This is a genomic window from Paenibacillus canaveralius, assembly GCF_047238265.1.
Taxonomy (GTDB): domain Bacteria; phylum Bacillota; class Bacilli; order Paenibacillales; family NBRC-103111; genus Paenibacillus_F.
Genome location: NZ_JBDFMM010000001.1, coordinates 4,697,562 through 4,719,650, shown reverse-complemented (window position 1 = coordinate 4,719,650; position 22,089 = coordinate 4,697,562). Strand labels below are relative to the sequence as shown.

The following is a 22,089-nucleotide window of genomic DNA, read 5'->3' as shown; positions in this document are numbered from 1 at the left end:
CAAAAAAAGAAAGAGAATGGGCTCTCTGCCCTTTCTCCTTCTTCACGGATAAAACCTGATGTATCCGGATGATTTTTTACTTGTATTCCCCGATCAAATAGTTGTAAAAAGGCTCGTCGACCCAGAACCGGTAGGACTCGATCTCTGTTGCGGGGCTGATTTTACGGATGCCCTCCGCTATTGCCGCAGACTTGTCGGTAAGAGAAAAAGTCTGTGCATAGTAGTGGCCCTTAGCGATTTTGTTGTTGGCGATGACCTTGTAATCCGTCAGCTCGGTCCGGGAATAATAAAGCGGTTGCCACCAGGAATGGGCCAGAAGGCCGCTCTGGTCTTCGCTGTTCTTCTTGGCGTACTTCAGGACGATCTCCTGAAACCGGTCTTTTTGCCCGACTGTCGCGAATTCGAATGAAAGGTCGTATTCCTTGGCATACGCAATGTAGTTTCCGTTCTCGATCTGCACAACTTTGTAATCGTCGGTTTGAACCGGCTCGCCCCATTCTTTCAAGTAAATGAAAGCGGAGGTTTTCGGCTCCAGTTGGACGCTTGCATCGATATTTTCGCTCCGGAGCAGTCCGATCAGTTGAAGGGCGTGATCAATTTCGCTGTGTCCGTATGTAAGGGAACGCTCGCTGTCAAAGTGAGGCGTATACCGGTCGTCTTTTACGTTGTAGCCGGTAATGAGATCGGCTTGCAGCGCTTTGTCCACGATGTTTTGCAGATCGGGCTGCTGGATCAGGTTCTGGACATTCCAGGCGTCGCGTACCTTGCGGAGTATGTCGGGATCGGACACCCGGCCCAGCTCATGCTTGTACAGGCCCTGCAATTCCAGCACGCGTCCGAGCAAAATTTCGGCGTAAGAGGCGGACGCAGGTTCGTTACGCTGAAAAGCGCCGTGCAGTCCGGAGGGCAGAAGCTCCGTATCCGCGGCTGCGGCGAGTTCCTGGGCGGCCTGCGGCGACAGTTGGGAGATTTCATCGTCCGCATGAAGCTTGACGAGCGAACGCGCCGTTTTTTCGGCGGGATAAGTATAGGCGAGCTCTTTTAAACCGGCCGCTTTCACGGCCATGTACACGGCAGTGCTCTGGGTGAGAGGCTGATCGCCATCGAGCCGGTCTTGGGTGAGGATTCCTTTTTCATACAACGCCAGAGCGGACTTGTAATAAGGACTGCTTTCCTTAAGATCCTGAAAAGGATTCGGTTTGCCTGACGGCTCCAGTTTAAGAACCGCGGCCAGAGCTTTGACGAAGTCGCCCTTTGTCGGTGCGGAAGGAAGCGTGTAGCCGAAACGGTCTTTCAAAAACTGCCGGTATTCCCCGGACAAAAGATGGATTTGCTCTGCCGTCAGCGGAGCGGCAGCCGCCGCAGTTTGGGTTCCCTGACCGTAAGCCTGGCCGGACCACAAGGTCAGAAGCAGAGCGCTGGCGGCAAGGACGGAGCCGAAGCGGGTGGCGTTAAGCCGTAAAGATGCGTTCATGGAATGAACCCCTTTCTCAAACATATTTATTCCAATCAGAAAAGTGGGAATTTATCAGGATGGTATCACCCTTTAAATAAGCTGTCAATACAAGGTAAGAACTTTGCCCGTTCCCGGCTTGACTTCGCCGTTTTCATTCGGGTAAGCTAAATTTATTAACGGTAGTCAAAAGTGAGGCGGTAATAACGTGAGCGAAGTAAAATCCGGATTGTTATACTCCAAAGAACACGAATGGGTCGAAGTGCTTTCCGACACGAAAATCCGTGTAGGCATGACCCCTTTTGCACAAGAGCAGCTTGGCGACATTGTATTCGTCGAACTGCCGAAAACGGGCGCTTCCGTCAAAGCCGACGATATGCTGGGCAGTGTGGAATCGGTGAAAACGGTCTCCGACCTGATTAGCCCCGTTATCGGAACGGTTGCTGGAATCAACGGCACTCTGGAGGAATCTCCCGAGCTGGTGAATACGGACCCGTACGGCGCGGGCTGGGTCGCCGAAATCGACATTTCCGGCAAAGAAGCCTTGGACGGGCTTATGACCGCCGAACAGTATCAGGCTTATATCGTTTCGGGGCAGTAATCGACTGCCGCTCCGGGCTGCGGCACCCTGCGGGAAATATTCCGGCAGGGTGCTTTTTTTCGCAGGACGAGTGAAGCCGCTCATAAAAAACGTTCCGGATCGTTTTCGAATCCGGAACGTTTTTTGCTGCGGCACGTGGCTTTTACCGGGGCTTCCCGGCACAATTCATTAAACGAACGTTTCCCGTTCGTTAATCCGGCCTATCGGCATATCCAAAGGCACTTTTGTAAGTTTTCCTTTCCTCAGTAGAATCCCCCACCCCTTGCTTGCCGCTTGTTCCACAGTCGTTCTCTATCAGCGGAACGTATGTTACGGATTGCTTTTCACAAATGGCTCCGTTTGTCGTTTATCGTTAACATAACTGTTCTCCCTCAATCTTCATGCGTTTCCCAAGCATCCATGCGCCATCAGGGCCTTAACGTCATTCCGGCCTCAACGCCGTTTGGAAGCGATCGTTTTTTCGATGGCTCTTTTCATCGCGCGTCCGGCGCGTGTCCATGTCCATCGGCTCATATCTCTGCGTCCCCGGAGTCCCTTCCGCCTGCACAGCCCGGGGTGCTCGTAAGCGTGTCTCATCCGCCTTTTCAGCGAGCCGAGATCGGGCTCCGCCCACAGCTGACCCTTCTGTGCGAACAAATAGCGGAAAGAGCGGGAGATCGCTCTCTTCATACCGGCCGCGGGCGGTTTCAGCTTATACGGGACGAGAAAAGAATTGGCCTTTGTCACAAAATCCATGTGACCGCCCCAGCCTGTCGCGATGACCGGGGTTCCGCTGGCCAGCGATTCCAGGAAGGGCAGACCGACGCCTTCGCCGCGCGTGGGAAGCACGAACGCATCGCCGGCGGTATAAATCCCCCGCACCGTACGGGGGCTGGCAGGTCCGGTCAGGAGATGAAGGGGGGCCGTCTTGTGCCGGATTCCCAGCCTTCTTTTGTAAGAGGCAATGCGGCCGCGAATCCATGTGCCCGATTCTTTGGCGCTGAATCCGCTTGTTTTGATCAGCAGCGCCGCGCGGTCCCGGGCGGAAAATTCCTCCCAGAAAGCCCTGAGCAGGGTTTCGGGGTTTTTGCGGTGCTGGAAAGTGAAGACGGAGACGAACAGGAAAGAGCCCTTTTTTTTCACGGACAGCTTCTTATTCCGGGGATGAAACGCGCGTGAGTTTACTCCGTGCGGAACGATGTATACGGGTACGCGGACCCCGCTTCTTCTCATGGCGGCCCGGTTCTGAACGGAAGGCACGCAAACGGCATCGAACCGGTTGATGTTCGGGAGCCAGTTCCGGGGGATTTTCGTCGTTTCCCAGACCGCATTCAAGATGAGATAATCGTACTTCTTTCTCGCTTGGGCGATGTTCAGGGTATGCGGCAGGCGATGGTAAACCAGCACTTTCGGCTTGCTGCGGACCAGAGGTCTGCGCGCCAAGGCAAGCATGAGCCTTTTGGACGGGGTGTAGAGGGCCGAACGCCTGCGCTTGGGAGTTACTTTGACGTTGACGCCCAGCCGGTGCAGCGCAAGCACATATTCACGGCCGGCGGTTCCGATTCCGTTGTCGCCCAGTAAGGGCCCGTTCCATATGACTTGATAATGACTCACCGTTATCCATCCTTTTTCGCAATATAGGCAGAAAATCTTTCATCCGTTCTTACTCTCTTTAAGGAGATACGCGCTTTGCGGCTACACATGGAAAGCATTACTTTAGTTTACGGAGGCTCTTCGGGGTTTGAAACGGATAAGCAACTATTTTGGTCTATCACCCGGAGGTACAAAGTCCCGTATACGAAACGGACGAAATAAGCGGAATTGTAGTTGACCGCCGCCATGTGACGTCAAGCAACGCGTGGTGCGGAAGGGCTTGACCACAACGTGTTCACGAGCGTGTTCACGGCATCACAAGAATACCCAGCGTATGCATCACAAGATCTGAAAATGCGGAAGGGAGAAAATGCGCAGCCGCGCTTCTTTGAAAAAGGGACGAATGAAGGCTGTTTCCCGATCTTTGTAAAAATAGGAACGGCTGCACACCGCGGCTAGAACAGACGCCTTTTCCATCCGGTGTCCGCTCTCATATATATAAAGGAGCGGTCTATGAAAGAAAATCTATCCGGATCCGAAAGGTGGCCGATAGCATGGCGGTACCCGCGAGGTTTAACAAGTGGTCCAAATATAAGTTTATGAGAAAAACCGCCGGGCTTGTCCCCCATCTGCCGGCAACGAGCCCGCTGTCGGAAAGTGCCTTCCGGGAAATGGCGGAGCGTTACGGCAGGGTCGTTGTGAAACCCGTTGGCGGGATGCAGGGGCAGGGCATTTTTCATGTATCGAGCCTGCCGGACGGCCAGTACGAAGTGCAGCATGAAAACCGCAAGATCAAGCTGGCGGGCAGGAGGAAGACTTACGCTTTTCTGAGTAAGAAAGTCGGCTCCCAAAGCTATATCGTCCAGCAGAGTATCGACCGTGCGACAGTCGGGGAGAGAGCTTTCGATCTGCGTATTATCGTTCAGCGGAAAAAAAATTCAAGCCGCTGGATCGTCACCGGGCGGGTGGCGAAAGTCGTGGGCAGCGGCTATTTCGTCTCCAACACATCCAGGAAGGGCAAACTCCTGCTTCTGGACGAGGCGCTCGGCCGCTCCTCGCTTTACAGGTTGTCCCGGAGAGTACTTCAGGAGCGGATCGATGAGGTCGCCCTAGCGTGCGCGAAGACACTGACGGAACATTTTCCGAGGCAGGTCATTTACGGCATTGATATCGGGCTGGATAGGCGCGGGAATGTGTGGATTTTCGAAGGCAATTTGTACCCGGCCATGTCTCATTTCGTGAAGCTCAAAGACAAGACGATGTACCGCCGCATCAAGGCTTACGGCGAAGGCCAGTAAAGAACGAGGAAAGGGGACGCGCGGCATGTTCAGAACGATGATGAAATCCAAGCTCCACCGGGCCACCGTTACGGAGGCCAATCTGAATTATGTAGGAAGCATCACGATCGACGAAGACCTGATGGAGCTTGCGGATCTTCTGCCTAACGAAAAGGTACAGATCGTGAACCTCAACAACGGATCGCGGATGGAGACCTACACGATAACGGGTCCCAGGGGATCGGGATGCGTCTGTCTGAACGGGGCGGCGGCAAGGCTTGTACAGCCGGGAGATGTCGTCATCATTATTTCCTACGCTTTAATGAGTGAGGAAACGGCGGCGGACTACGTGCCCAAAGTGGTTATTTTGGAAGAAGGAAACAAAGTCGCACAAGACCGTTACGAGGAAAAGCACTCCACCGTGCTGGATCCTTCCTGACGGTTCCTCCCTTAAGGCACAGCAGTAAAAGACCCGAAGACCCTCCCGGAGCAATTTGACGGAAGGGTCTTCGGGCTGCCGTTATAACCCTGCGGAGCGCTGAAGGCGCTGGGCGATTTTCATGAAATCTTCCATGGAAATGCCGGGCGCAAATTCTTCGGGAACCTCCTCGAAATCGGGAACGGGCCCCGTATGCTCCGGTATTCCCTCGATGACTTCAAGAGGCTGGCCGTCTTCGGGATGCTCGCCTTTCCATATGTAGCGGATATCCTGGTAGTCGGTATCGCTGAATGTGTACAGCTTCCGGTGAATGCCCTGCGCTTCGAACTTGCGCGTCGTTTCGAAAGCACTGTTGCTGAGATTGGGTACCGGGAGCATCTTCGTGACGTCCACGCCCGTGGCCACCTCGAGAGCTTTGGCGTAAGCGACAATATGCACGCCTCCCCGGACGAGCAGATAGCCGATCATTTCCCGGGCGACGGGATGACTGGTCATCTCGTACACGCGCATTTTGTGCGTCCGTGCGCCGCACTCCAGGAAGAAATTATGCAGCAGGTCGAGAATAAGATTGCCGCTGGTAAACACATAATCCCCGTTCCAGGGCTTGCCCATGGAATCGACGGGCATGGAATTTTGGGCGGCGAAAATAAAGTGCTGGGTATTCCGTTTGTCGACGGCATCCCGCATGGGGGTAATATCCGGGTCGCCCGGAAAGGTCGAGCCCGTCAGCACCAGATTGATCGTATTGGCGACAAGCTCGACGTGGCCGAATTCTTCCGCGGTAATGCTTGAGACAAGATCGTAAAAGGGCTTCAGTTTCTTTTTGTTGCGGAAATTAAAGGACTGGTACATATAATTGTTCAGCGTGGACATTTCACCGAAACGTCCCCCGAGGAGTTCCTGAACGGCGGCAGCGGCATTGGCATCGGGCTTATCCGGCTTCGGCAGTCTCGATGGCCAGACGGTTAAAGCGTTTAATCAAGACAGTTTCCTCCAAACCGCGTAATGTAGATAACGTTACGGTTAGACATATGTGGCAAGGCTTGGCAAATATGCTCCGCTTCCGGACGGGTTTGACACGTTCTCAAAGCGGGTGGACCCGTCTCTCTTTTCACCGCACCGATCAATGAATTTAACCAGTAAATTACCAGATGTCTGTTTAGGAATCTCTCAACCGGGTAAGTAATAGGCGTAGGCGGCAGTTAAACAAGACTTTCCAAGAAGCCTGCAAATTTACCGTTTGAGGAGTGGATCATCATGGCTGACAAAATGTCTCGAGAAGAAGCAGGACGCAAAGGCGGAGAAGAAACCGCACGCACGCACGACAAAGATTTCTACCAGGAAATCGGCCGTAAAGGCGGCGAATCCCGTGGAAACGACAGCGGCAGCAATGACGGCAAGATGAGCCGCGAGGAAGCGGGAAGAAAAGGCGGCCGCAGTTAAGACGATGAATAGACACTCGACATATAAAAAGACTTGCAGCCCCGCGCTGTAAGTCTTTTTGCCGTGCCGATGAAAACGGGCGCAGAGGATTGTTCACGGAATCGTTACAAATAGGGCCCAGGTGAGCTATCCCTCTTTTACGGGCTTCCCGGTATAATAGGTTGGGTCAGCGGGAAAAGATGAAAGCAGCCGTAAGGCATAAGGCTATGCGATTTAGGGGGATTGAACATATATGAAGGCTTATAAACGGGAATATAGCGCCGGTTCCTCCGGCTTTAAGTTCATGGGGCGAAGAGGGATCGGCACGGCCATTCTTCTGCTGGCGCTGACGGCGGCGCTCGCCGGCTGCGGCTCGGGAGGCGGCGGACATGAAGGGCACGGCGGTCAAGGCGCGGGCCAAGGGACAATCGACACGCTGAATCCGATCGAGGCTAAAGTAAAACTGCCGGCTGAACCGGTCAAAACGGGGACGGAAGCGTCGGTTGAAGTGACCGTCACGCAGGACGGCAAGCCCGTGGACGATGCGGACGAGGTTCTTTTCGAAGTATGGAAAGAAGGAACGGCGGACGACAAACATGAGAAAATCAAAGGAATTCACGGCAAAGACGGCTTATATACGCTAAAAAAGAAATTTGAGGAGCCGGGAACGTATTTGATTATTTCCCACGTCACGGCAAGAACGATGCACACGATGCCGCAGGTGAAGCTCCAGGTGGAATAGGCTCAAGCCGGATGCCTCTATCAACCCGGTGTGACGCCGGGCGTCGCGTGCCGGGAGCTTCGCGCGGTGCGGTGCGAAGAGCATGGGCGGGCAGGTCCGGATGAAGATCATCCGGGCTTTTTTTGCAGGCCGGTGAGAAGACCGGCGTTGCCGTGTTTACGGGGCCGCGCTATACTCAAGTCAGACAAACCGTACAGGCTGAGGAGGATGAGGACGTCATGACATTCAAATGGGACGGTCATACGCACACGAAGTTTTGCTATCACGGAAATCCCGCCGAAGAACCGGCGTATTTGGACCGTGCGGTGGAGCTCGGATTTGAGCGCTACACGATCAGCGAGCATCCGCCGCTGCCGGATAAGTGGCTGGATGATCCGAAGCTGATGGCGGAGATGGCCATGCCGATGGCGGAGCTGCCGGACTATTTGGCATACGCCGAAGAGATGAAGGCCAGATATGCCGGCAGAATCGAAGTAACCGTGGGCCTTGAAATGGATTACCTGCACGGCAGGGAAGACTTCTCCGACGCGCTGCTGGAGCAGTACGGAAGCCGGCTTGAAGACGTCGTCGTATCCGTCCATTTCCTTCCCGGCTCGGGCGGCATGCGCTGCATCGACTACACCGCGGACGATTTCCGCGAAGGCCTGCTCGCTCACTACGGAAGTATGGATGCCGTAGCGGAAGAGTACTACAACCACGTCGAGAAGGCGATCGAGTGGGCGGCCAAGCTGCCCATGCGCAAGCGTCTCGGCCATGTGCAGCTCATCGAGAAGTTCCGGCAGGCGCTCCCGCCGATCAGCCCGGAACTGATCGAGCGCAGGCTGAACGCGCTGCTGCCCAAGCTCCAGGAGGCCGGCGTCGGCATCGACGTGAACGTCGCCGGTCTGCGGGTGCCGACCTGCGGGCAGACCTATGTGCCGCAGTGGTTCTTTGCCGCCTGCGCAAGCCGGGGCATTCCGCTCGTTTACGGCTCCGACACGCATAGGCCGGAGCATGTGGGCGCGGACTGGGCCTGGTTCGAGACCGCTTCGGGCGGGGGCCGCGCCGAAAGCTGAGAGAAGCGGGCTTGTGAATCCGCGCACGGAGCCGGGGCTTCGAAGCCCGCTTAAAGCTTTAGGCCGTAAGGGAAGTTTGCCCTTACGGCCTCCTATCCCCGCGGAAAGCCGCCGGAAATAACAAAGCACCGCCACGGAAGTTGCCGCATAAACGGGCTGTTTCCGGAGGCGGTGCTTTGTTGCGGCAGGCGGTTTCCGTGCGCGCGACAGCCCGCGGAGCAGGCTCCTCTCTCCGCGGCTGCGGCCCTCCCTTGTTCTACATCAGAAGAACAAGGGTCAGCAGATCGAACAGGGCCAGCGTCAGGATCGCGTCGTTGGCTCCGGAACCGGGATAACCCGGAGGGTTTCCGGGAAAACCGGGGTATCCCGGGAATCCGGGAAATGGGGGCCTCGGGGGATAGAAGTAGCCTCTTTCTTCGGTTTGCTCCGGCGTCGGCGTCTGGCCGTTCTCCCGGGTCTTTCCGTATCCGTTGACGTGGCCGGAAATATACCCCTGCCCGTATTCCGGATACGGCGTGTAACCGTGCCCCTCGCCTTGGCCTTGAGGGCCGGATACTCTAAGCCGGACATAATTCGGGTCCACTCCGATAATCACTCCGTCATACGTGCGGCCCGATTTGGTCTGCACCCGGACGTGACGGTTCAGATACGATTTGCACAAACAATAGAAATCCTCTTTATACATAGCGAACATCCCTCCGTTTTCCGTACTCTTCCCCCCAGCATATGTGCGGGCGCCCTTCCGGGCGTGGGCATCCGGCTGTTTTTGGGCCCTGCTTTACCGGGCGGAAAGCATCAGCAAAATTCGGGCCGCTTTAAGAACCACTGTTTTTTCTCGCCGACGAGCGAAGATTGCCCGGCCGTGTACAAATTCTAGCGGGATTGTTTTCATAAAGGAGGGAATGGCCCCGTGCGCGGCATCCTTCCTTTTTCTCTTGACAAGAAGAAGGCCAGCCCCTAAAGTAAATAAAAATTTATAGGGAGGCGCCGAGATGAGAATATGCCGTGCCGACGAAGAAATCAGTCTTGAATTACTGGAGCTTAAGCATGCGGAAGCCCTGTTCCGCCTGACGGACGAGAACCGGGAGCAGCTGGGACAGTGGCTGTTCTGGGCGAACGATACGAAAGAAGCCGGAGATTCCGCCGTCTTTATCCGGTCTACGCTGCAGGCGTTCGCGGAAGGCAAAACGCTGGCCGCCGCCATCATGGTCCGGGGTGAACTGGCCGGAGTGATCGATTATCATGCGATCGTTTCCCCTCACGGAAGGGCCGAGATCGGGTATTGGCTCGGGCAGGCCCATCAAGGACAAGGAATTATGACCCGCGCGTGCCGGGCGTTCATCGGTTACGGTTGGTCCGAAATGAACCTCAACCGCATCGTCATTATGGCGGATGTCGAGAACGCGGCAAGCCGGGCTATTCCGGAGCGGCTTGGGTTTACTCTCGAAGGTGTGATGAGAGAGTGGGAGATCAAAGAGAGCGGGAAGCGCGATATGGCGCTTTATTCGATTCTGCGGAGTGAGTGGCCGGAAGATTGAATTTTTTGGATAAAAAGAAGAATCCCGCCCGTTCCCGTGCTAAAATAAGAGTCGACCGGCGTTATTGCGCCTGAAAATCAGAACGGATCAGGAGGAGATTGTATGCTATTGGAAGTGATCGCAACGACAGTCGGCGACGCAATCGCGGCCGAGAAAGCCGGAGCGGACAGGCTGGAACTGGTGACCGGCATGAAGGAGGGCGGATTGACCCCGAGCGCGGGCCTTATCGAGGGCACGGTGCGCAGCGTGAAAATTCCTTCCGCCGTCATGGTGCGTCCTCACAGCAAATCGTTTGTTTACGACGAGGACGATGTGCGCGCGATGCGCAGGGATATCCGGCTTATCCGCGAAGCCGGGGCCGCCGGTATCGTGATCGGCACGCTTACGCCGGAGAACGAGATCGACGTTCCGGTGCTCGAAGCGCTGCTGGAGGAAGCCGATGGGCTGGAAGTGGTCTTCCACCGGGCGTTCGACGCCGTGCCGGATCAGATTGCGGCCTTCCGGCTGCTCTCCGGTTATAAGCAGATCAGCCGCATTCTGACATCGGGCGGTAAACCGAGCGCGCTGGATGCCGTGGACCGGATGAAAGAACTGGTGGAGCTGAGCCGCGATTCTCACATCACGATTTTGGCAGGCAGCGGACTGAATGCGGAATCCCTCGAATCTTTCGTAAAAGATACCGGCGTGACGGAAGTTCACTTCGGCGGCGCCGTCCGCGGTCCTAAAGGCGTGGAAGACGATATCGCCGCCGAGAAAATCGGGGAGATCCGCGATATACTGGCGCGTTGTTAGCAGACAAGCCCCGTGAGACGGGAAAGGTGCGGGACGGACGGGACCGATTTTTTTAAAAGAACCGGCCGCCCCCTGACAGCGGGAGCCGCCCGCCTTTCAGCGGCCCCCGAAAAGGTCTTACAGGCAGGCCGGTTTTTCCTTAACGGGGAGAAACCGGCTTGTTTGCCGGTTGCGGCTGTCGGCCCCTAGGGATCGAGCGGCGTGCTGAGCTTAAAAGTGATGCCCTGCGCATGCTGAGCCTAAGTTGAGCGGTGCCGCTTCCGGAACGGGCCTTGCCTGCCGGACCTGATATGTTCTGAGCCTTGCTCGAAAAGGCGGATTCCCGTTAACCCGTCCGCCAGACGGATAGGCAAAAAAGGCTGTCCCACTTAAAGTGAGGCAGCCTTTTTTGCATATTCGATCATGGGGGGTAGAAACTCAGGTTAAGCCGGGCAGCTGTTGCAGGAAGACCGAATCGTCGTCTTAATCCCGCTTTTCCCATTTACGGCTGGATGTTTGTGTAAGCCGTAAGCAGACTGACCGTAAGGAGCAGCGCGCCAAAGGCGTACTTGTACATTCTTGTCGGCACAGTGGACATGGAAGACTCTCCTCCTCTTATTTATTCCTCTTCATTATACAATAAACAAAATGCTTCAGTTGTAAACATTCTGTAATGGTTTCTTTCACAAATGATCGTTATTTCATTTTTTTAAGATCGGTCAAGGAATAAAACGTTCCGCGCCAGTAGACACCGCCTTGCTTGAGCGCCAGTCCTACGGACCGGACAAGCACGTAGACGAGCAGAGCCGCACTCGCCGGAATCGCAAGGATATCGAGGCCCGGTGTACCTGCCATCATCCGGATCTGCTTCCGGTAAAGAGCCGTCATAATTAATACGCTGGCCAGATGGACGAGACTGCGCCAGTCGCCGTAGAGAAGCATGCCGAGCCAGGGAAACGTAAACAGCAGGAGCTGGCCGGCTCCTGCGGCGGCGGCCAGAGAAACCTTGTAGCCGAAACCGGAGAACAAGTTTTTCTCCAGCCCCCGGATTGCCGCTATCATGCTCGGATACCATTCGACCTGGAGCCTGCTGCGCCCCGATGCCAGCCTCTGGCGGAGACCGGCCAGCTTCACCCGCGCGCCGAGCTGGAGATCGTCGTCCGGCCGGAGGGCGATCGCTTCGTGTGTCCCGATCGCTTCATAAGCCCGCCGGTGAATGAGATTGAACGCGCCGATGCCCATGCCGCCTTTACGTTCCCCGTCCAGATTCGCGCGCCACGGCCGGATGAACAGGCTCAGGGAGAAGAGGAAGTGGCGGATAAAGCTGCGCAGCCAGAAGGTGGGCGCCGTCATGCGGGGCGTAAGCGTCAGATGGTCCGCATGCTCGCTCAGCGCAAAGCCTACCGCTTCCATCACCGTATCCGGGTGAAAGCGGATGTCGGCGTCCGTAAACAGCAGCCACTGACCGCGGGCCTGACGGTAGCCCTGGTACAGGGCGTGGTTTTTGCCGAGCCATCCGCCCGGCAGGCGGGTCACGTGGATTACCCGCATGGGAATGCGGACATCCCCGCGCTCCTCGGACCAGCGTTTGAGCTCGTCCAGCGTGCGCCCGGTCCCGTCCTGCGAGCGGTCGTTTACAACGACCAGCTCCAGCCGGGGATACGTTTGCGCGAGCAGATGCCGCACAGTATCGCGGATCGTCGTTTCTTCCTCTTTGGCCGCGATAATAACCGAAACGAGAGGAGGAGGTTCCGGGAGCGGACCGGAAGGGGGCAGTTCGCGGAACAGCTTCACGCTCCGCAGGTGATCCGCCAGCACGGCCAGCCAGTAGAGCAGAATAACCAGAGCGAATATTCCGGCTATGGACATGAGCAGCCTCCTTATGGAACAATAATAGGGAACTAGGGATAAAAGAGTGGCCGGAGCTTGCGGCGAAATTCAGGTGAGTAGAAGCCGTCCGCACATCCGGCCTTGTATAAACAAGGCTCTTCCTTTTTTGGTGTTCGGATATCGCAAGATATCGGCGCACACGGCACCGTATAATTGCAGGGTACATGATAACGGCAGACCATGGCACCACATAACGGGGTGTTTTGCGGCGCCCTTGCCGATTCGTTCTCACAGTACTCCTGCCGATACGTCACGACCGTGACATACAGCTGTTCCTGACAATTTGCCCAAACAACGTAACCTGATGCCCAAACAACGTAACCTGAGAAAGGAGGCCCTCGCATGGACATTTCCCGGAACGACGCGGAAGCCGCAAGCCTCGCCAAACCATCGGCTCCCAAAGCCTCCAAAGACGGCTACTGGAAGAAAGTAGCCGGAAGACAGCTCCCCGCCTTCTTCTCGGAAATCCGGGAAGAAGCGGGCGCCGGGCTTCCGTGCGTGTTCGTCTGCATCGGCACCGACCGCTCGACGGGAGACGCCCTCGGTCCGCTCGTCGGTTCCATGCTGGCCGAAGCCGGCTACAGCGTCATCGGCACCCTGGAGCATCCCTGCGATGCGAGCAATCTCGTGCGGCGCCTGGCGGAGATCCCGGCGGGAGCCGCGGTCATCGGCATCGACGCGTGTCTGGGACAGCCGTCTTCCGTCGGGCTGTACCAGGTGTCGAACCGGCCGATTTTCCCGGGCAAGTTGCTCGGCAAGAACCTTCCGCTCGTCGGCGACTACACCGTCGCCGCCATCGTGAACGCCGACGGCCCCAGGCAGTACGCCGTGCTTCAGACGACCTCGCTGAACCGGGTCATCGGCATGGCCCGGGAGATCGCCGGCGCCGTCCAAGCGGCATTCCCGCCGCCTGCCCGCGTCTAAGCCTGCCGGGGCCGTGAGCAGCGGCGCTACGGGTTCTTCCGGCGGATGATAGCCCCGCCGCCGTGCGGAATTCCGGCCCGCGCCGGTCGTACAAGCTCCTAACGCCGCCGCGCCCGCTGCGCCAAAAGCGGCTGCCTCTAGGCTGCGCCCCCAGTGGAAATCTGCAGCGGTTTTGCCCCGGCGGGTGAAGGCCCCCTCAATATGCTATCATTATACAATTGCGCCGCTAAGTTGCGAAGCCTGCGTCCCTGAGTCCGCCCGATGAACCCGCGGACAACCAGCCGCAGGCTTGTATGCTTTTGTAAACTTTCTTCGCCGCACACACGAATAAAACAGGGAGATGAACCATACACATGAGAAACGGATTTGGCGGAGGACTGGGTGATCGGAACGGGGGAAGAATGCCCAAAGCGACCCTCAAAGAAGTATCCCTGCGCCGCATTTTGGGACTGTTCCGGCCTTACCGGGGACAATTGACGGTGATCGTCCTGCTTGCTCTCGGAGGAGCCGTACTCGGCCTCGTTCCTCCGCTCGTTATGAAAGAAATCATCGACATCGCCATCCCGCAGCAGAGTTTCCGGCTGCTTGCCGTCTTTGCCGTACTGCTTGTCGCTCTGCCGCTGCTCAGCGGCATGCTCGGAGTGGCGCAGAATCACTTGAACACGAAAGTCGCCCAAGGCGTCATGAGAGACCTGCGGATGACCCTTTTCCGCAATCTCCAGCGGCAGTCCATGTCTTTCTTTACCGCAGCCCGGGCCGGGGAAGTGGTCCAGAGGCTGACGGAGGATATCCAGGCGGTCCAGACCGTCGTCACCAGCCTCGTCGTGTCGTCGATTACCCAGATCGTCGTCGTCGTCACGACCGTCGGCATCCTTTTCGCCCTCGACTGGCGTCTGGCCATCGTGGCGCTGATCATCCTGCCCGCCTTCATTTTGCCCGTACGCAAAGTTTCCGGCGTCCGCAAACGCCTGCGCGGAGAAACGCAAAAAGTCCGCGCCGATATGTCGGCGCAGCTCGGAGAGATTTTCGGCGTTTCCGGCGCTATGCTCACCCGGATTTTCACGCGGGAGAAAGAGCAGGAGGAGCGGTTTAACGGTATGAACCAGCAGGTGATGGATCTGGAGCTCCGTCTTAACCTGATCGGCCGCTGGTATATGATGTTTCTCGGAGTGCTGGGCCCGCTCGGCACCGCCGTCATTTATATGTACGGAGGCTACTCCGTCATCCAGGGGAGTATGAGCATAGGCGGTATCGTGGCCTTTGCGGCTTATCTCGGACGGCTGTACAGTCCCGTCGGGACCCTGCTTAACCTGCATGTGGAAGTCGCGACCGCGCTCGGCGTATTCCAGCGCATTTTCGATTATCAGGATATGAAGGCCGAAGTGGAGGAGAAGGAGGGAGCGCCCGGGCTTCCTCCGGTGCGCGGAAGCATAGCCGTACGCGATGTTTCATTTGCCTACTCGCCGGGTAATACGGTTCTATCCGATATTTCCTTCCAAGCGGAAGCGGGTGAAGTTGTTGCACTGGTCGGTCCCAGCGGAGCGGGCAAATCGACCCTTATCAGTCTGATGGCAAGACTCCATGATCCGACGGAGGGCACTATAGAGATAGACGGATTCGATGTGAAAAAGGTTAGTCTGTCGTCGCTCCGCCGTCAGATTGCCTACGTGACGCAGGAATCGTTCCTCTTTCATGCCACCGTGCGGGAAAATCTGCTCTTCGCCAAAGAAGACGCCACGGAGGAAGAGCTTGCGAATGCCTGCAGGCAAGCGTATATTTACGACTTCGTGCAGTCTCTGCCGCAGGGATTCGACACCATGGTCGGCGAACGCGGACACCGTCTTTCGGGCGGTGAACGGCAGCGTCTGGCAATCGCCAGAGCCCTGCTCAAAAACCCGCGCATCCTGATTCTGGACGAAGCGACTTCCCACCTGGATTCGGAATCCGAAGCTTTCGTTCAGGCTGCCCTGGAGCAGCTGATGAAAGAACGGACGACGCTGGTCATTGCGCACCGCCTCTCGACGATTCTTCATGCGGACCGTATTCTGGTTCTGCAGAAAGGAAGAATTGTGGAGTCGGGCACCCACAAGGAAATGATGGAAGTTGACGGTCTCTACGCACGTCTGTACCGGACGCAGTTTCGCGGACAGACAAATGACACAATGGCCCCTTGAATCTAAACAAAGAACACCGATGGTTCCAATCGGATATTTCGGAGTACGGCGGGAGATGCGTACTGTAACGAATTCAAAGGAGGAATTTCCAATGAAGGAGTTCAGTAAGACGCTGGCAACGATGACGAGGCCCTTTTCATTTGTTCACAAGACGTTAAGCGAGTTTGGTTTCGTGCGTCCCCGGACCCATGAGAACCAACTATATGTCACTACCTTTGCGGATTCCATTACGCAGCGGATCTACACGCTGGCCGTACCGACCCGGCTTCTGGAGAACGGGCATACGGAAGTATACCTGGGCCACACCCGTTTCGATACGGAGGAGCAGCCGCCTTCCCGTGTCGTGGAAGCGGCCATCTGCCGCATGAAAGAGCTTGCCGACTATTTGAACCAGCCGAACAAACGCCCTCACACCGTCGAGACGGCCAGCAACGGGTACATGGCGACGGATTCTTACGATCTCCGCAGGCTGGGCAACGAAATGAAAAAAATGAAAACCAACAGCGAGTTGAAGCAAACCGGACTGATTCCCGATCCCATTCAGTAGCTCCCATAGAAAGGGTCAGGAGACCCCGCTGCGGCGCGGGTCTTTTCTGATTGCGTTTTTTCCGGCAGCTTCAGCTCCGCTGTTTCCATATACGAACAAAAGGAGTGTTGACGATGACACCGATTCATCATATAAACTACCGGAACGAACATAATGAGGTATACTGCTGCTTGAGAAATAAAGTCGTGGAGCTGGACGAGCGGCAGAAGAGCGATTTCTGCAGCGGCTGTCAGATGTTTGCGGGCTTTGCGGGAGGCAAAGGCGTGGAATGCGAGTGGGAGGACATGAGGGATGTGCCGAATCCGATGCAGGTGCTCGATCCCGTGAAGGAATTTATGAGCAACCAGATCCGCAAGATCGAACTGGACGATCTGACCGTCATGGCACATGGAAACTAAATCCTATAAAGTGTGTATGCCCGCATGGGACATACACTTTTTTTATTTTTACGCTTTTAAATATCCATTACATCCCTTATAACTTTGCATCTTTATGCAACAATTATGCATGATTTACGTCTGAAATTAAGTAAGTCACTTTCATCACACACAGAAGGGAAAGAACAGCATGAACAATGGAATGAAAAAAGGACTGGCCGTTCTGGCCGTATCCATGGCCATGACAACGGGGGCGGCATACGCATCGCCGGCTGTCGTTACGAAGGCGGACAACATCGTCCCGATCAGTGCGGCAGTTTCGGAGTCCGTACAAGTGACCGTCAACAATCAGGTTCTGGAAGCGGAAGGATACGTGAAAGCGGGTGCTCAGGAGGCAATGATTCCGCTTCGCGCCGTGGCCGAAGCAATCGGTATGGAACTGAAATGGAACCAGGAGGATTACTCCGTCGAACTGTCCAAGGACCGTATCTGGACGCTCGTGAAAACCGGTGAAGACCGTTATGTGTTGAACAAAATGTACAAGACGCTCGGCACCGCTCCCGAGCTTGTAAACAGCAAGCTTTACGTACCGGCTTCGTTTGCCGGCGAAATTCTTCATGGAACGGTAACGGCGAAAGGCAATTCCGTTTCCATTTCTTTTGACGAGAAGAAGGAGAACGTCATGACTAAAGGCGTTGTAACGTCCATCCGCAACGCGGAAGGCTATAAAGCCGTTCAAATCCAAGGCTTCGGTACGGCCGGAATCGTACTCAACGTGGGCGACGACACGGTATTTGCCACTGACAAAGGAGACAAGCTTACGTTCGATCAGCTTGCGCTCGGTCAAATCGTCGAAGCGGAGCACGCCATGGTCATGACAATGAGTCTGCCGCCTCAAACGCCTACATACAAGATTACCGTATCCGGCTACTCGGCGGATGCCGAGAAGTTGCTTGGCACTTCCGGCACTGTAGAAGAAGTGCGTACGGGGGATGACGGCAGCCAAAGCTTGACCATTAAAGGTCAAGGGCTTACCGAGCAGTCCCAGAACGAAATCGTTCTGCGTCTTTCCGATAACACGGAAGTGATTGATAGACAAGGCGCCAAAGCGGACAAGAAGGCGCTCGTGAAAGGCGCGAAAGTCATCGGCTTCTACAACGGCGTCATGACGAAAAGCCTGCCTCCTATCGGCGGAGCGGTGAAGATCGTCGTAGACTCTGAGCCGGAAGCGGCTGCGGCCCAAGCGGAGTAAAGACAAGTTAGCGGAATCCGCACTCGAATGAAATAAGGCAGTTCCCGTCTTAAAGCGGGGGCTGCCTTTTTTATTCAGGTATAATCTTTCTTTTTCAATCTATGAAAAGGAATTATTTTTTAAAAATAATTGAAAACTATGGCTAATTCTGGTATCTATAGGATAAGACTATTCTGCTAGGTTTACTGTGTTAACCTGAAACGCCGTTAAAACCGGCTTGTTTTATACATTACGCAAGGGGGAGGCTCCGCTGATGACAATCTCGATCTACACGGATGACCCGGATATGGCCCACGTACTTTCCTATTTGTTTAATGAAACGGCTTGTTCCGTTTACGCGAGATCCCGGCTCGGCAGCCTCCCGGAACCGGACAGCGGGCAGGCGATACTGGCTGTGGACAGCCCGGACGAGTCCGACTGGCTCCGGCTTAAACGGTCCGTCAAGCAGGGAACGGCGACTTTCTTGATGATCCGTGAGCCCATGACTCCGCTGGAAGCGGTCTATGCCAGAGAAATCGGCATAAGCGAAATATTAATGGACCCCGTCGCCCGTCTCAAAAGCAAGGCTGCCGAAACGCCGGATAAGCTGATCTCCGTGCTGGCCTGTCCCGGTATGTATGAATCCGCGGCAGGTTCCGAGCTTGTCTATCTCGGAGAAGGGACCTATTTTCATCCGAAACAGTTCTGCATCAAACACGGTCATGCAAGGACCGAGCTTTCGGAGAAAGAAGCGGCGCTGCTTTCGTTTTTTGTGGAAAACGAAGGGATTGTCGTGACCAAACACACGATCGCGGAAAAATTGTGGGACGGGTACATCCAGCCGGACGGGATTTCCAAAGTGATCGCCAGAATGAAGAACAAGCTGGGGCCTGCCCGCATATTGATTTCCTCCAGGCAGCTGGGCGGATTTATGTATGTAAAAGAGCGCGAGCCGGCGGAGTACGCCGTTACCCGGCGTCTAGAATAAACCCCTGCCCCGCTTGGGTGCGGGACAGGGGTCGAGATTAAGCCGTCAGCGAGGCAATTGCCCCGGCCCGATACGTCTTTTATTTTAAATAAGCCGATTTAATATAGTAGAATTCATAGTCCGAAGCGGAGAAGTTGGCGAAGGAAGCTTTAAGTCTGTCGTTGGTGTGAGCGCTGAACTGCATCGTGACCGTATCGTTGGCAACCACAAACATGACATGCGAGTATTTCAAGGCGCTGATGAAGCCGCCTGCGGGAGTCGTCGTTTTGGTGGTCTTATAGAAGTAGCCTTTCTTGTCGACCATATACTGCTTCAATCCGTTGGAGATGTTACGGCCGGTGTTTACCCAAGCCAGGCTTTCGGGTTTCCAGGTGCTGTCCGTCGGGATTCCGCCGGCAAAAATCGCTTGGGAAACGTAGTTGGCGCAGTCCACCCCGCCGTTTTCGGTATGCTTGGCATATTTCGGATTCCATTTGCTCGTGTCATAGCCGGATGCGTTCGTTGTGTTCGAGGTCCACTTGTTGGCATAATCCCTGGCGGCAATCCGGTCGTAGGTAACGGCCGCAAGCGGCTGGACCAGAGAAGCTTCGGCGGGATTCTTCACAAGGAAGTTTTTGTTGGTCGTTACGGCTTCCGTGACAAATTCTTCGCCGTTTTCGATCATGTCGGACTCATTGGAAGGAATAAAATAATCCGCGGGAATCCAGTCGACCAGACCGTTCAAAAATTCCAGATTGGCGTTGTTAAGGTCGGGGCTGCCGTTTACGATAGGAGCCGTAATCCGGAAGGAATCGTTCTGTTCCGTCGAAGTTCCGATATACTCCTGGAGATCTTTCATCCGGTCGTTGACGACCTGTTCCGCATCCGCGGAGCTTGCGTCTTTGCGCAATTTCAAGACATTAAGCTTGCTCTTCAATCCTTTCACGTAAGGCAGCTCGTCGACCGATTTCGCTTTGAGCGTTTTATTCAAGGAAATGTTCACACGGGCCGTCAACCGGTTGTCTTTAACCGCATAATCCGACGTGGATAATTCAATGGAATTAATCGTGTAATAAGGGCTATAGGCTTTTTTGACGAAATTTTCGACTTCCGTTTGAACGGCCTTCCGGTAAAGGTCGTCTTTGGCGTTTAAAGGGGAGGTTTGGGCAAAAGCGGAAGACGTCGTAAAAGCGGAAATCAGCAGCAGAGAAGTGACCATTTTTTTAAGCATCATAAATAAATTCCCTCCTAAATTAAGTGGATGTAATGGCGGCGGATTCCGTCCGGATAAAATAAAGTGCTTTCGGGCTTTTATACGTTTTGCACCGTCACCTCCGTTTGAGTCTGATGTCTGGCATTGGGCAAATCCTTTACACTCTAAAAGATATACCAGGCGGAATATCGCGGATATAGCCAGAACGGGGATAACGGACCGGCATTACGGGGACAAACCGGAGGCATACCTGGGACAGCATTTTGAAAAAGTGTATCGAGAGAGTGTATCGAGAGAGCACGACGAGTGCGCGTACGTGAGGGCGTTCTGAGAGCGCACCAAGAGTGCATAGCGTGAGAGCACACCGAGAGCGTGCCAAGAGTACATACCGCAGCATATCGCGTCTCCGCATTGAAAAAGGCAGCTCCCGTCATCATACGGGAACTGCCTTTTATACTTCTGCGCCGCGCGGCGATTACAGCCGCCGGCTACTTGCTCTTGTCCGGATCTTCGGGCCGGCCGGACTTACGGAGAGAATCCTCCTCCGCAAGAGGCGTGCGGCCGGTTCCGGCTCCGTCTGCGGGAGCCGCCTCGGATACGGACCGTTCCGGCGCCGGGTCAGTCCCGGCGTCGCCGTCAGCCCGGGCGTCTGCGGGAGCACCGAGGCCCGCCGGAGCTTCGCCGCCGGACAGCATCCGCATCACCGGGCGCCCGTTTGCGCCGTCAGCCTGCAGCGCCGGCGTTTCCGCCGAAGGCCCGGAAGCGGGGTCCGCGTTCTGCGCGGGAAGCGCCGTATCGGCCGCGGCTGCGGTGCTTCCGGCTGCCGTCAGTCCAGCTGCCCGCGCTTCGGCGGCACGCGCCTCGGCTGCCTGCTCGGCCGCCGCTTTCTTTTTCTTGCCGCGGAGGAACCGCCACAAGGCAGCGAGGCCGGCGACAAGGATGACGCCGAACTTTTTCAGGAAGACGAGCAGCAGGCCGATCAGACCGACTTTTTTGGCGACCGCCAGGCCCGCGCCTCCGAGAATCAAGCCCGACAGACCGTATTCGGCCAGCTTGTCCGTTTTGGAGTTGTATTCTTCGTACCGCTCTCCGGCCTTAACCTGCAGCTTGGGCAGGATGGAGGAGGTCAAGACCTTGCGGTCCGCGGCGAGATTTTTCGGGTCGGACACGAGAACGACGGAGATCACGCCCTCCCGGGTAAGTACGTTGACGTTATAGTTGACGAATTTTTCGTCCTTGGAGTCATGGCCCAGCAGGGACCAGGAAAGGCTATGTATGTCATTGTCGTAAAAAGGCTTCACATCCCAGCCGTCGACGAACAGGCGGTTGGATACATCCCCTCTTTTGTTCGCTTCTTCCGTTCCGGTCTTGTAGCTTTCAAGAAGCTCGTCCGCATCGATTTTATCTTTCTCGTCATCTTTGACGTGACCGGTGTCGTCGTATTCGAAAATAACCGCCCAGTTCTGATTTTCGTCCTTCGGGAAGATCGATCCGATTTCACGGTTGTTTACGTGGGAACCGTTCTGCTGCTCAAACTTTTTGGTGTCGGTATCGTTTAAAAACACAAAATCTTTGGCCAGGTCCAGCTCGGCGATTTGGCCGAGTTCCACTTTTTTCGGCCCTTCCACCCAGTTTAAGGTTTCTTCAGCCGAGACGGGAGCCGTCCATAAAGAGACGCAGAGGGCTGCGCCGGTTACCAGGGATATTAACTTGGGAAGCTTCAAAATTTTCTCTCCTTTGTTTATAAATCCTTTATTTATTAAATATTGTTCATTATATATCTTATTAATTATTTTACAAGGTAAATAATGGTTAATATCCGCGTTTATTTGTTTCTCCGCTCTCGATGGTCTACACTATACATAAGTTTCGTACCCTAAATAAGAAATGAGGATG

Annotated in this window: 20 protein-coding genes and 1 pseudogene; 14 read left to right on the top strand and 7 right to left on the bottom strand. The window is 55.4% G+C overall.

The annotated features are described in order from the left end of the window. Positions 1-76 precede the first annotated feature (76 nt). Complete coding sequence (locus ABC395_RS21440) at positions 77-1,474, bottom strand: hypothetical protein (RefSeq protein WP_413005870.1); 1,398 nt, start codon at positions 1,472-1,474, stop codon at positions 77-79. 187 nt (positions 1,475-1,661) lie between these two features. On the opposite strand from ABC395_RS21440, the gene gcvH reads away from it, so the two are divergent. After that, entirely contained in the window at positions 1,662-2,054 is a 393-nt protein-coding gene (gene gcvH, locus ABC395_RS21435; protein WP_413005869.1) for a glycine cleavage system protein GcvH, read from the top strand. Positions 2,055-2,486: 432 nt separating this feature from the next. On the opposite strand, the gene ABC395_RS21430 is transcribed toward gcvH, so the two are convergent. After that, positions 2,487-3,647 carry a glycosyltransferase gene (locus tag ABC395_RS21430; protein ID WP_413005868.1) on the bottom strand — a complete coding sequence of 387 codons (1,161 nt, stop codon included), beginning with the start codon at positions 3,645-3,647 and terminating at the stop codon, positions 2,487-2,489. 533 nt (positions 3,648-4,180) lie between these two features. Here ABC395_RS21430 and ABC395_RS21425 point away from each other — a divergent pair. After that, positions 4,181-4,924, top strand: a complete 744-nt coding sequence (locus ABC395_RS21425; RefSeq protein ID WP_413005867.1) for a YheC/YheD family protein — start codon at positions 4,181-4,183, stop codon at positions 4,922-4,924. Positions 4,925-4,949: 25 nt separating this feature from the next. Further along, complete coding sequence (panD, locus tag ABC395_RS21420; protein ID WP_413005866.1) at positions 4,950-5,342, top strand: aspartate 1-decarboxylase; 393 nt, start codon at positions 4,950-4,952, stop codon at positions 5,340-5,342. 81 nt (positions 5,343-5,423) lie between these two features. On the opposite strand, the pseudogene ABC395_RS21415 reads toward panD, so the two are convergent. Beyond that, positions 5,424-6,324: pseudogene (locus ABC395_RS21415) on the bottom strand (manganese catalase family protein). 275 nt (positions 6,325-6,599) lie between these two features. On the opposite strand from ABC395_RS21415, the gene ABC395_RS21410 reads away from it, so the two are divergent. From ABC395_RS21410 to hisJ, 3 genes are all read left to right on the top strand, one after another. Further along, a complete protein-coding gene (locus ABC395_RS21410; protein ID WP_103998073.1) occupies positions 6,600-6,785 on the top strand; it encodes a KGG domain-containing protein in 186 nt (61 codons plus the stop codon). A 232-nt stretch (positions 6,786-7,017) separates the two neighbouring features. Beyond that, positions 7,018-7,506, top strand: coding sequence for a FixH family protein (locus ABC395_RS21405; protein WP_413005865.1), 489 nt, complete (start codon positions 7,018-7,020; stop codon positions 7,504-7,506). Between the two features lie 218 nt (positions 7,507-7,724). After that, entirely contained in the window at positions 7,725-8,561 is an 837-nt protein-coding gene (gene hisJ, locus ABC395_RS21400) for a histidinol-phosphatase HisJ (RefSeq protein WP_413005864.1), read from the top strand. Positions 8,562-8,817: 256 nt separating this feature from the next. On the opposite strand, the gene ABC395_RS21395 is transcribed toward hisJ, so the two are convergent. Beyond that, positions 8,818-9,246 carry an LSm family protein gene (locus ABC395_RS21395; protein ID WP_413005863.1) on the bottom strand — a complete coding sequence of 143 codons (429 nt, stop codon included), beginning with the start codon at positions 9,244-9,246 and terminating at the stop codon, positions 8,818-8,820. Positions 9,247-9,553: 307 nt separating this feature from the next. On the opposite strand from ABC395_RS21395, the gene ABC395_RS21390 reads away from it, so the two are divergent. Continuing rightward, entirely contained in the window at positions 9,554-10,099 is a 546-nt protein-coding gene (locus ABC395_RS21390) for a GNAT family N-acetyltransferase (RefSeq protein WP_413005862.1), read from the top strand. A gap of 102 nt (positions 10,100-10,201) precedes the next feature. Beyond that, positions 10,202-10,891 (top strand): copper homeostasis protein CutC, encoded by a 690-nt coding sequence (locus tag ABC395_RS21385; RefSeq protein WP_413005861.1) that lies wholly within the window; start codon positions 10,202-10,204, stop codon positions 10,889-10,891. A 675-nt stretch (positions 10,892-11,566) separates the two neighbouring features. On the opposite strand, the gene ABC395_RS21380 is transcribed toward ABC395_RS21385, so the two are convergent. Continuing rightward, positions 11,567-12,739 (bottom strand): glycosyltransferase family 2 protein, encoded by a 1,173-nt coding sequence (locus ABC395_RS21380; RefSeq protein WP_413005860.1) that lies wholly within the window; start codon positions 12,737-12,739, stop codon positions 11,567-11,569. Positions 12,740-13,102: 363 nt separating this feature from the next. Between ABC395_RS21380 and yyaC the strand changes: the two genes are divergently transcribed. From yyaC to ABC395_RS21350, 6 genes are all read left to right on the top strand, one after another. Further along, on the top strand, positions 13,103-13,684 hold the full coding sequence (gene yyaC / locus ABC395_RS21375) for a spore protease YyaC (protein WP_413005859.1): 582 nt from the start codon (positions 13,103-13,105) through the stop codon (positions 13,682-13,684). 353 nt (positions 13,685-14,037) lie between these two features. Continuing rightward, entirely contained in the window at positions 14,038-15,858 is a 1,821-nt protein-coding gene (locus tag ABC395_RS21370; protein WP_413005858.1) for an ABC transporter ATP-binding protein, read from the top strand. Between the two features lie 91 nt (positions 15,859-15,949). Further along, positions 15,950-16,405: a hypothetical protein gene (locus tag ABC395_RS21365; protein WP_103998063.1), complete on the top strand. Its 456-nt coding sequence runs from the start codon at positions 15,950-15,952 to the stop codon at positions 16,403-16,405. A 113-nt stretch (positions 16,406-16,518) separates the two neighbouring features. After that, a complete protein-coding gene (locus ABC395_RS21360) occupies positions 16,519-16,803 on the top strand; it encodes a hypothetical protein (RefSeq protein ID WP_413005857.1) in 285 nt (94 codons plus the stop codon). A gap of 169 nt (positions 16,804-16,972) precedes the next feature. Continuing rightward, positions 16,973-18,034, top strand: a complete 1,062-nt coding sequence (locus ABC395_RS21355; protein WP_413005856.1) for a copper amine oxidase N-terminal domain-containing protein — start codon at positions 16,973-16,975, stop codon at positions 18,032-18,034. A gap of 253 nt (positions 18,035-18,287) precedes the next feature. Next, the gene (locus tag ABC395_RS21350) at positions 18,288-19,001 is read left to right on the top strand and encodes a winged helix-turn-helix domain-containing protein (protein WP_413005855.1); all 714 of its coding nucleotides are present in this window, start codon (positions 18,288-18,290) and stop codon (positions 18,999-19,001) included. A 79-nt stretch (positions 19,002-19,080) separates the two neighbouring features. On the opposite strand, the gene ABC395_RS21345 is transcribed toward ABC395_RS21350, so the two are convergent. Together ABC395_RS21345 and ABC395_RS21340 are read right to left on the bottom strand one after the other, a co-directional pair. Then, positions 19,081-20,214, bottom strand: a complete 1,134-nt coding sequence (locus tag ABC395_RS21345) for an amidase domain-containing protein (protein WP_413005854.1) — start codon at positions 20,212-20,214, stop codon at positions 19,081-19,083. A gap of 467 nt (positions 20,215-20,681) precedes the next feature. Continuing rightward, a complete protein-coding gene (locus tag ABC395_RS21340) occupies positions 20,682-21,917 on the bottom strand; it encodes a DUF2167 domain-containing protein (protein ID WP_413005853.1) in 1,236 nt (411 codons plus the stop codon). Between the last annotated feature and the right edge of the window lie 172 nt (positions 21,918-22,089).

What these genes read in the sequence shown, in the direction of transcription:
- ABC395_RS21365 (WP_103998063.1), top strand. Translation starts at nt 15,950, where the DNA reads ATGAAGGAGTTCAGTAAGACGCTGGCAACGATGACGAGGCCCTTTTCA.
- ABC395_RS21385 (WP_413005861.1), top strand. Translation starts at nt 10,202, where the DNA reads ATGCTATTGGAAGTGATCGCAACGACAGTCGGCGACGCAATCGCGGCC.
- ABC395_RS21360 (WP_413005857.1), top strand. Translation starts at nt 16,519, where the DNA reads ATGACACCGATTCATCATATAAACTACCGGAACGAACATAATGAGGTA.
- ABC395_RS21355 (WP_413005856.1), top strand. Translation starts at nt 16,973, where the DNA reads ATGAACAATGGAATGAAAAAAGGACTGGCCGTTCTGGCCGTATCCATG.
- ABC395_RS21380 (WP_413005860.1), bottom strand. Translation starts at nt 12,739, where the DNA reads ATGTCCATAGCCGGAATATTCGCTCTGGTTATTCTGCTCTACTGGCTG.
- ABC395_RS21345 (WP_413005854.1), bottom strand. Translation starts at nt 20,214, where the DNA reads ATGATGCTTAAAAAAATGGTCACTTCTCTGCTGCTGATTTCCGCTTTT.
- ABC395_RS21425 (WP_413005867.1), top strand. Translation starts at nt 4,181, where the DNA reads ATGGCGGTACCCGCGAGGTTTAACAAGTGGTCCAAATATAAGTTTATG.
- ABC395_RS21405 (WP_413005865.1), top strand. Translation starts at nt 7,018, where the DNA reads ATGAAGGCTTATAAACGGGAATATAGCGCCGGTTCCTCCGGCTTTAAG.
- yyaC (WP_413005859.1), top strand. Translation starts at nt 13,103, where the DNA reads ATGGACATTTCCCGGAACGACGCGGAAGCCGCAAGCCTCGCCAAACCA.
- ABC395_RS21390 (WP_413005862.1), top strand. Translation starts at nt 9,554, where the DNA reads ATGAGAATATGCCGTGCCGACGAAGAAATCAGTCTTGAATTACTGGAG.
- hisJ (WP_413005864.1), top strand. Translation starts at nt 7,725, where the DNA reads ATGACATTCAAATGGGACGGTCATACGCACACGAAGTTTTGCTATCAC.
- panD (WP_413005866.1), top strand. Translation starts at nt 4,950, where the DNA reads ATGTTCAGAACGATGATGAAATCCAAGCTCCACCGGGCCACCGTTACG.
- ABC395_RS21440 (WP_413005870.1), bottom strand. Translation starts at nt 1,474, where the DNA reads ATGAACGCATCTTTACGGCTTAACGCCACCCGCTTCGGCTCCGTCCTT.
- ABC395_RS21370 (WP_413005858.1), top strand. Translation starts at nt 14,038, where the DNA reads ATGAGAAACGGATTTGGCGGAGGACTGGGTGATCGGAACGGGGGAAGA.
- ABC395_RS21395 (WP_413005863.1), bottom strand. Translation starts at nt 9,246, where the DNA reads ATGTATAAAGAGGATTTCTATTGTTTGTGCAAATCGTATCTGAACCGT.
- ABC395_RS21350 (WP_413005855.1), top strand. Translation starts at nt 18,288, where the DNA reads ATGACAATCTCGATCTACACGGATGACCCGGATATGGCCCACGTACTT.
- ABC395_RS21410 (WP_103998073.1), top strand. Translation starts at nt 6,600, where the DNA reads ATGGCTGACAAAATGTCTCGAGAAGAAGCAGGACGCAAAGGCGGAGAA.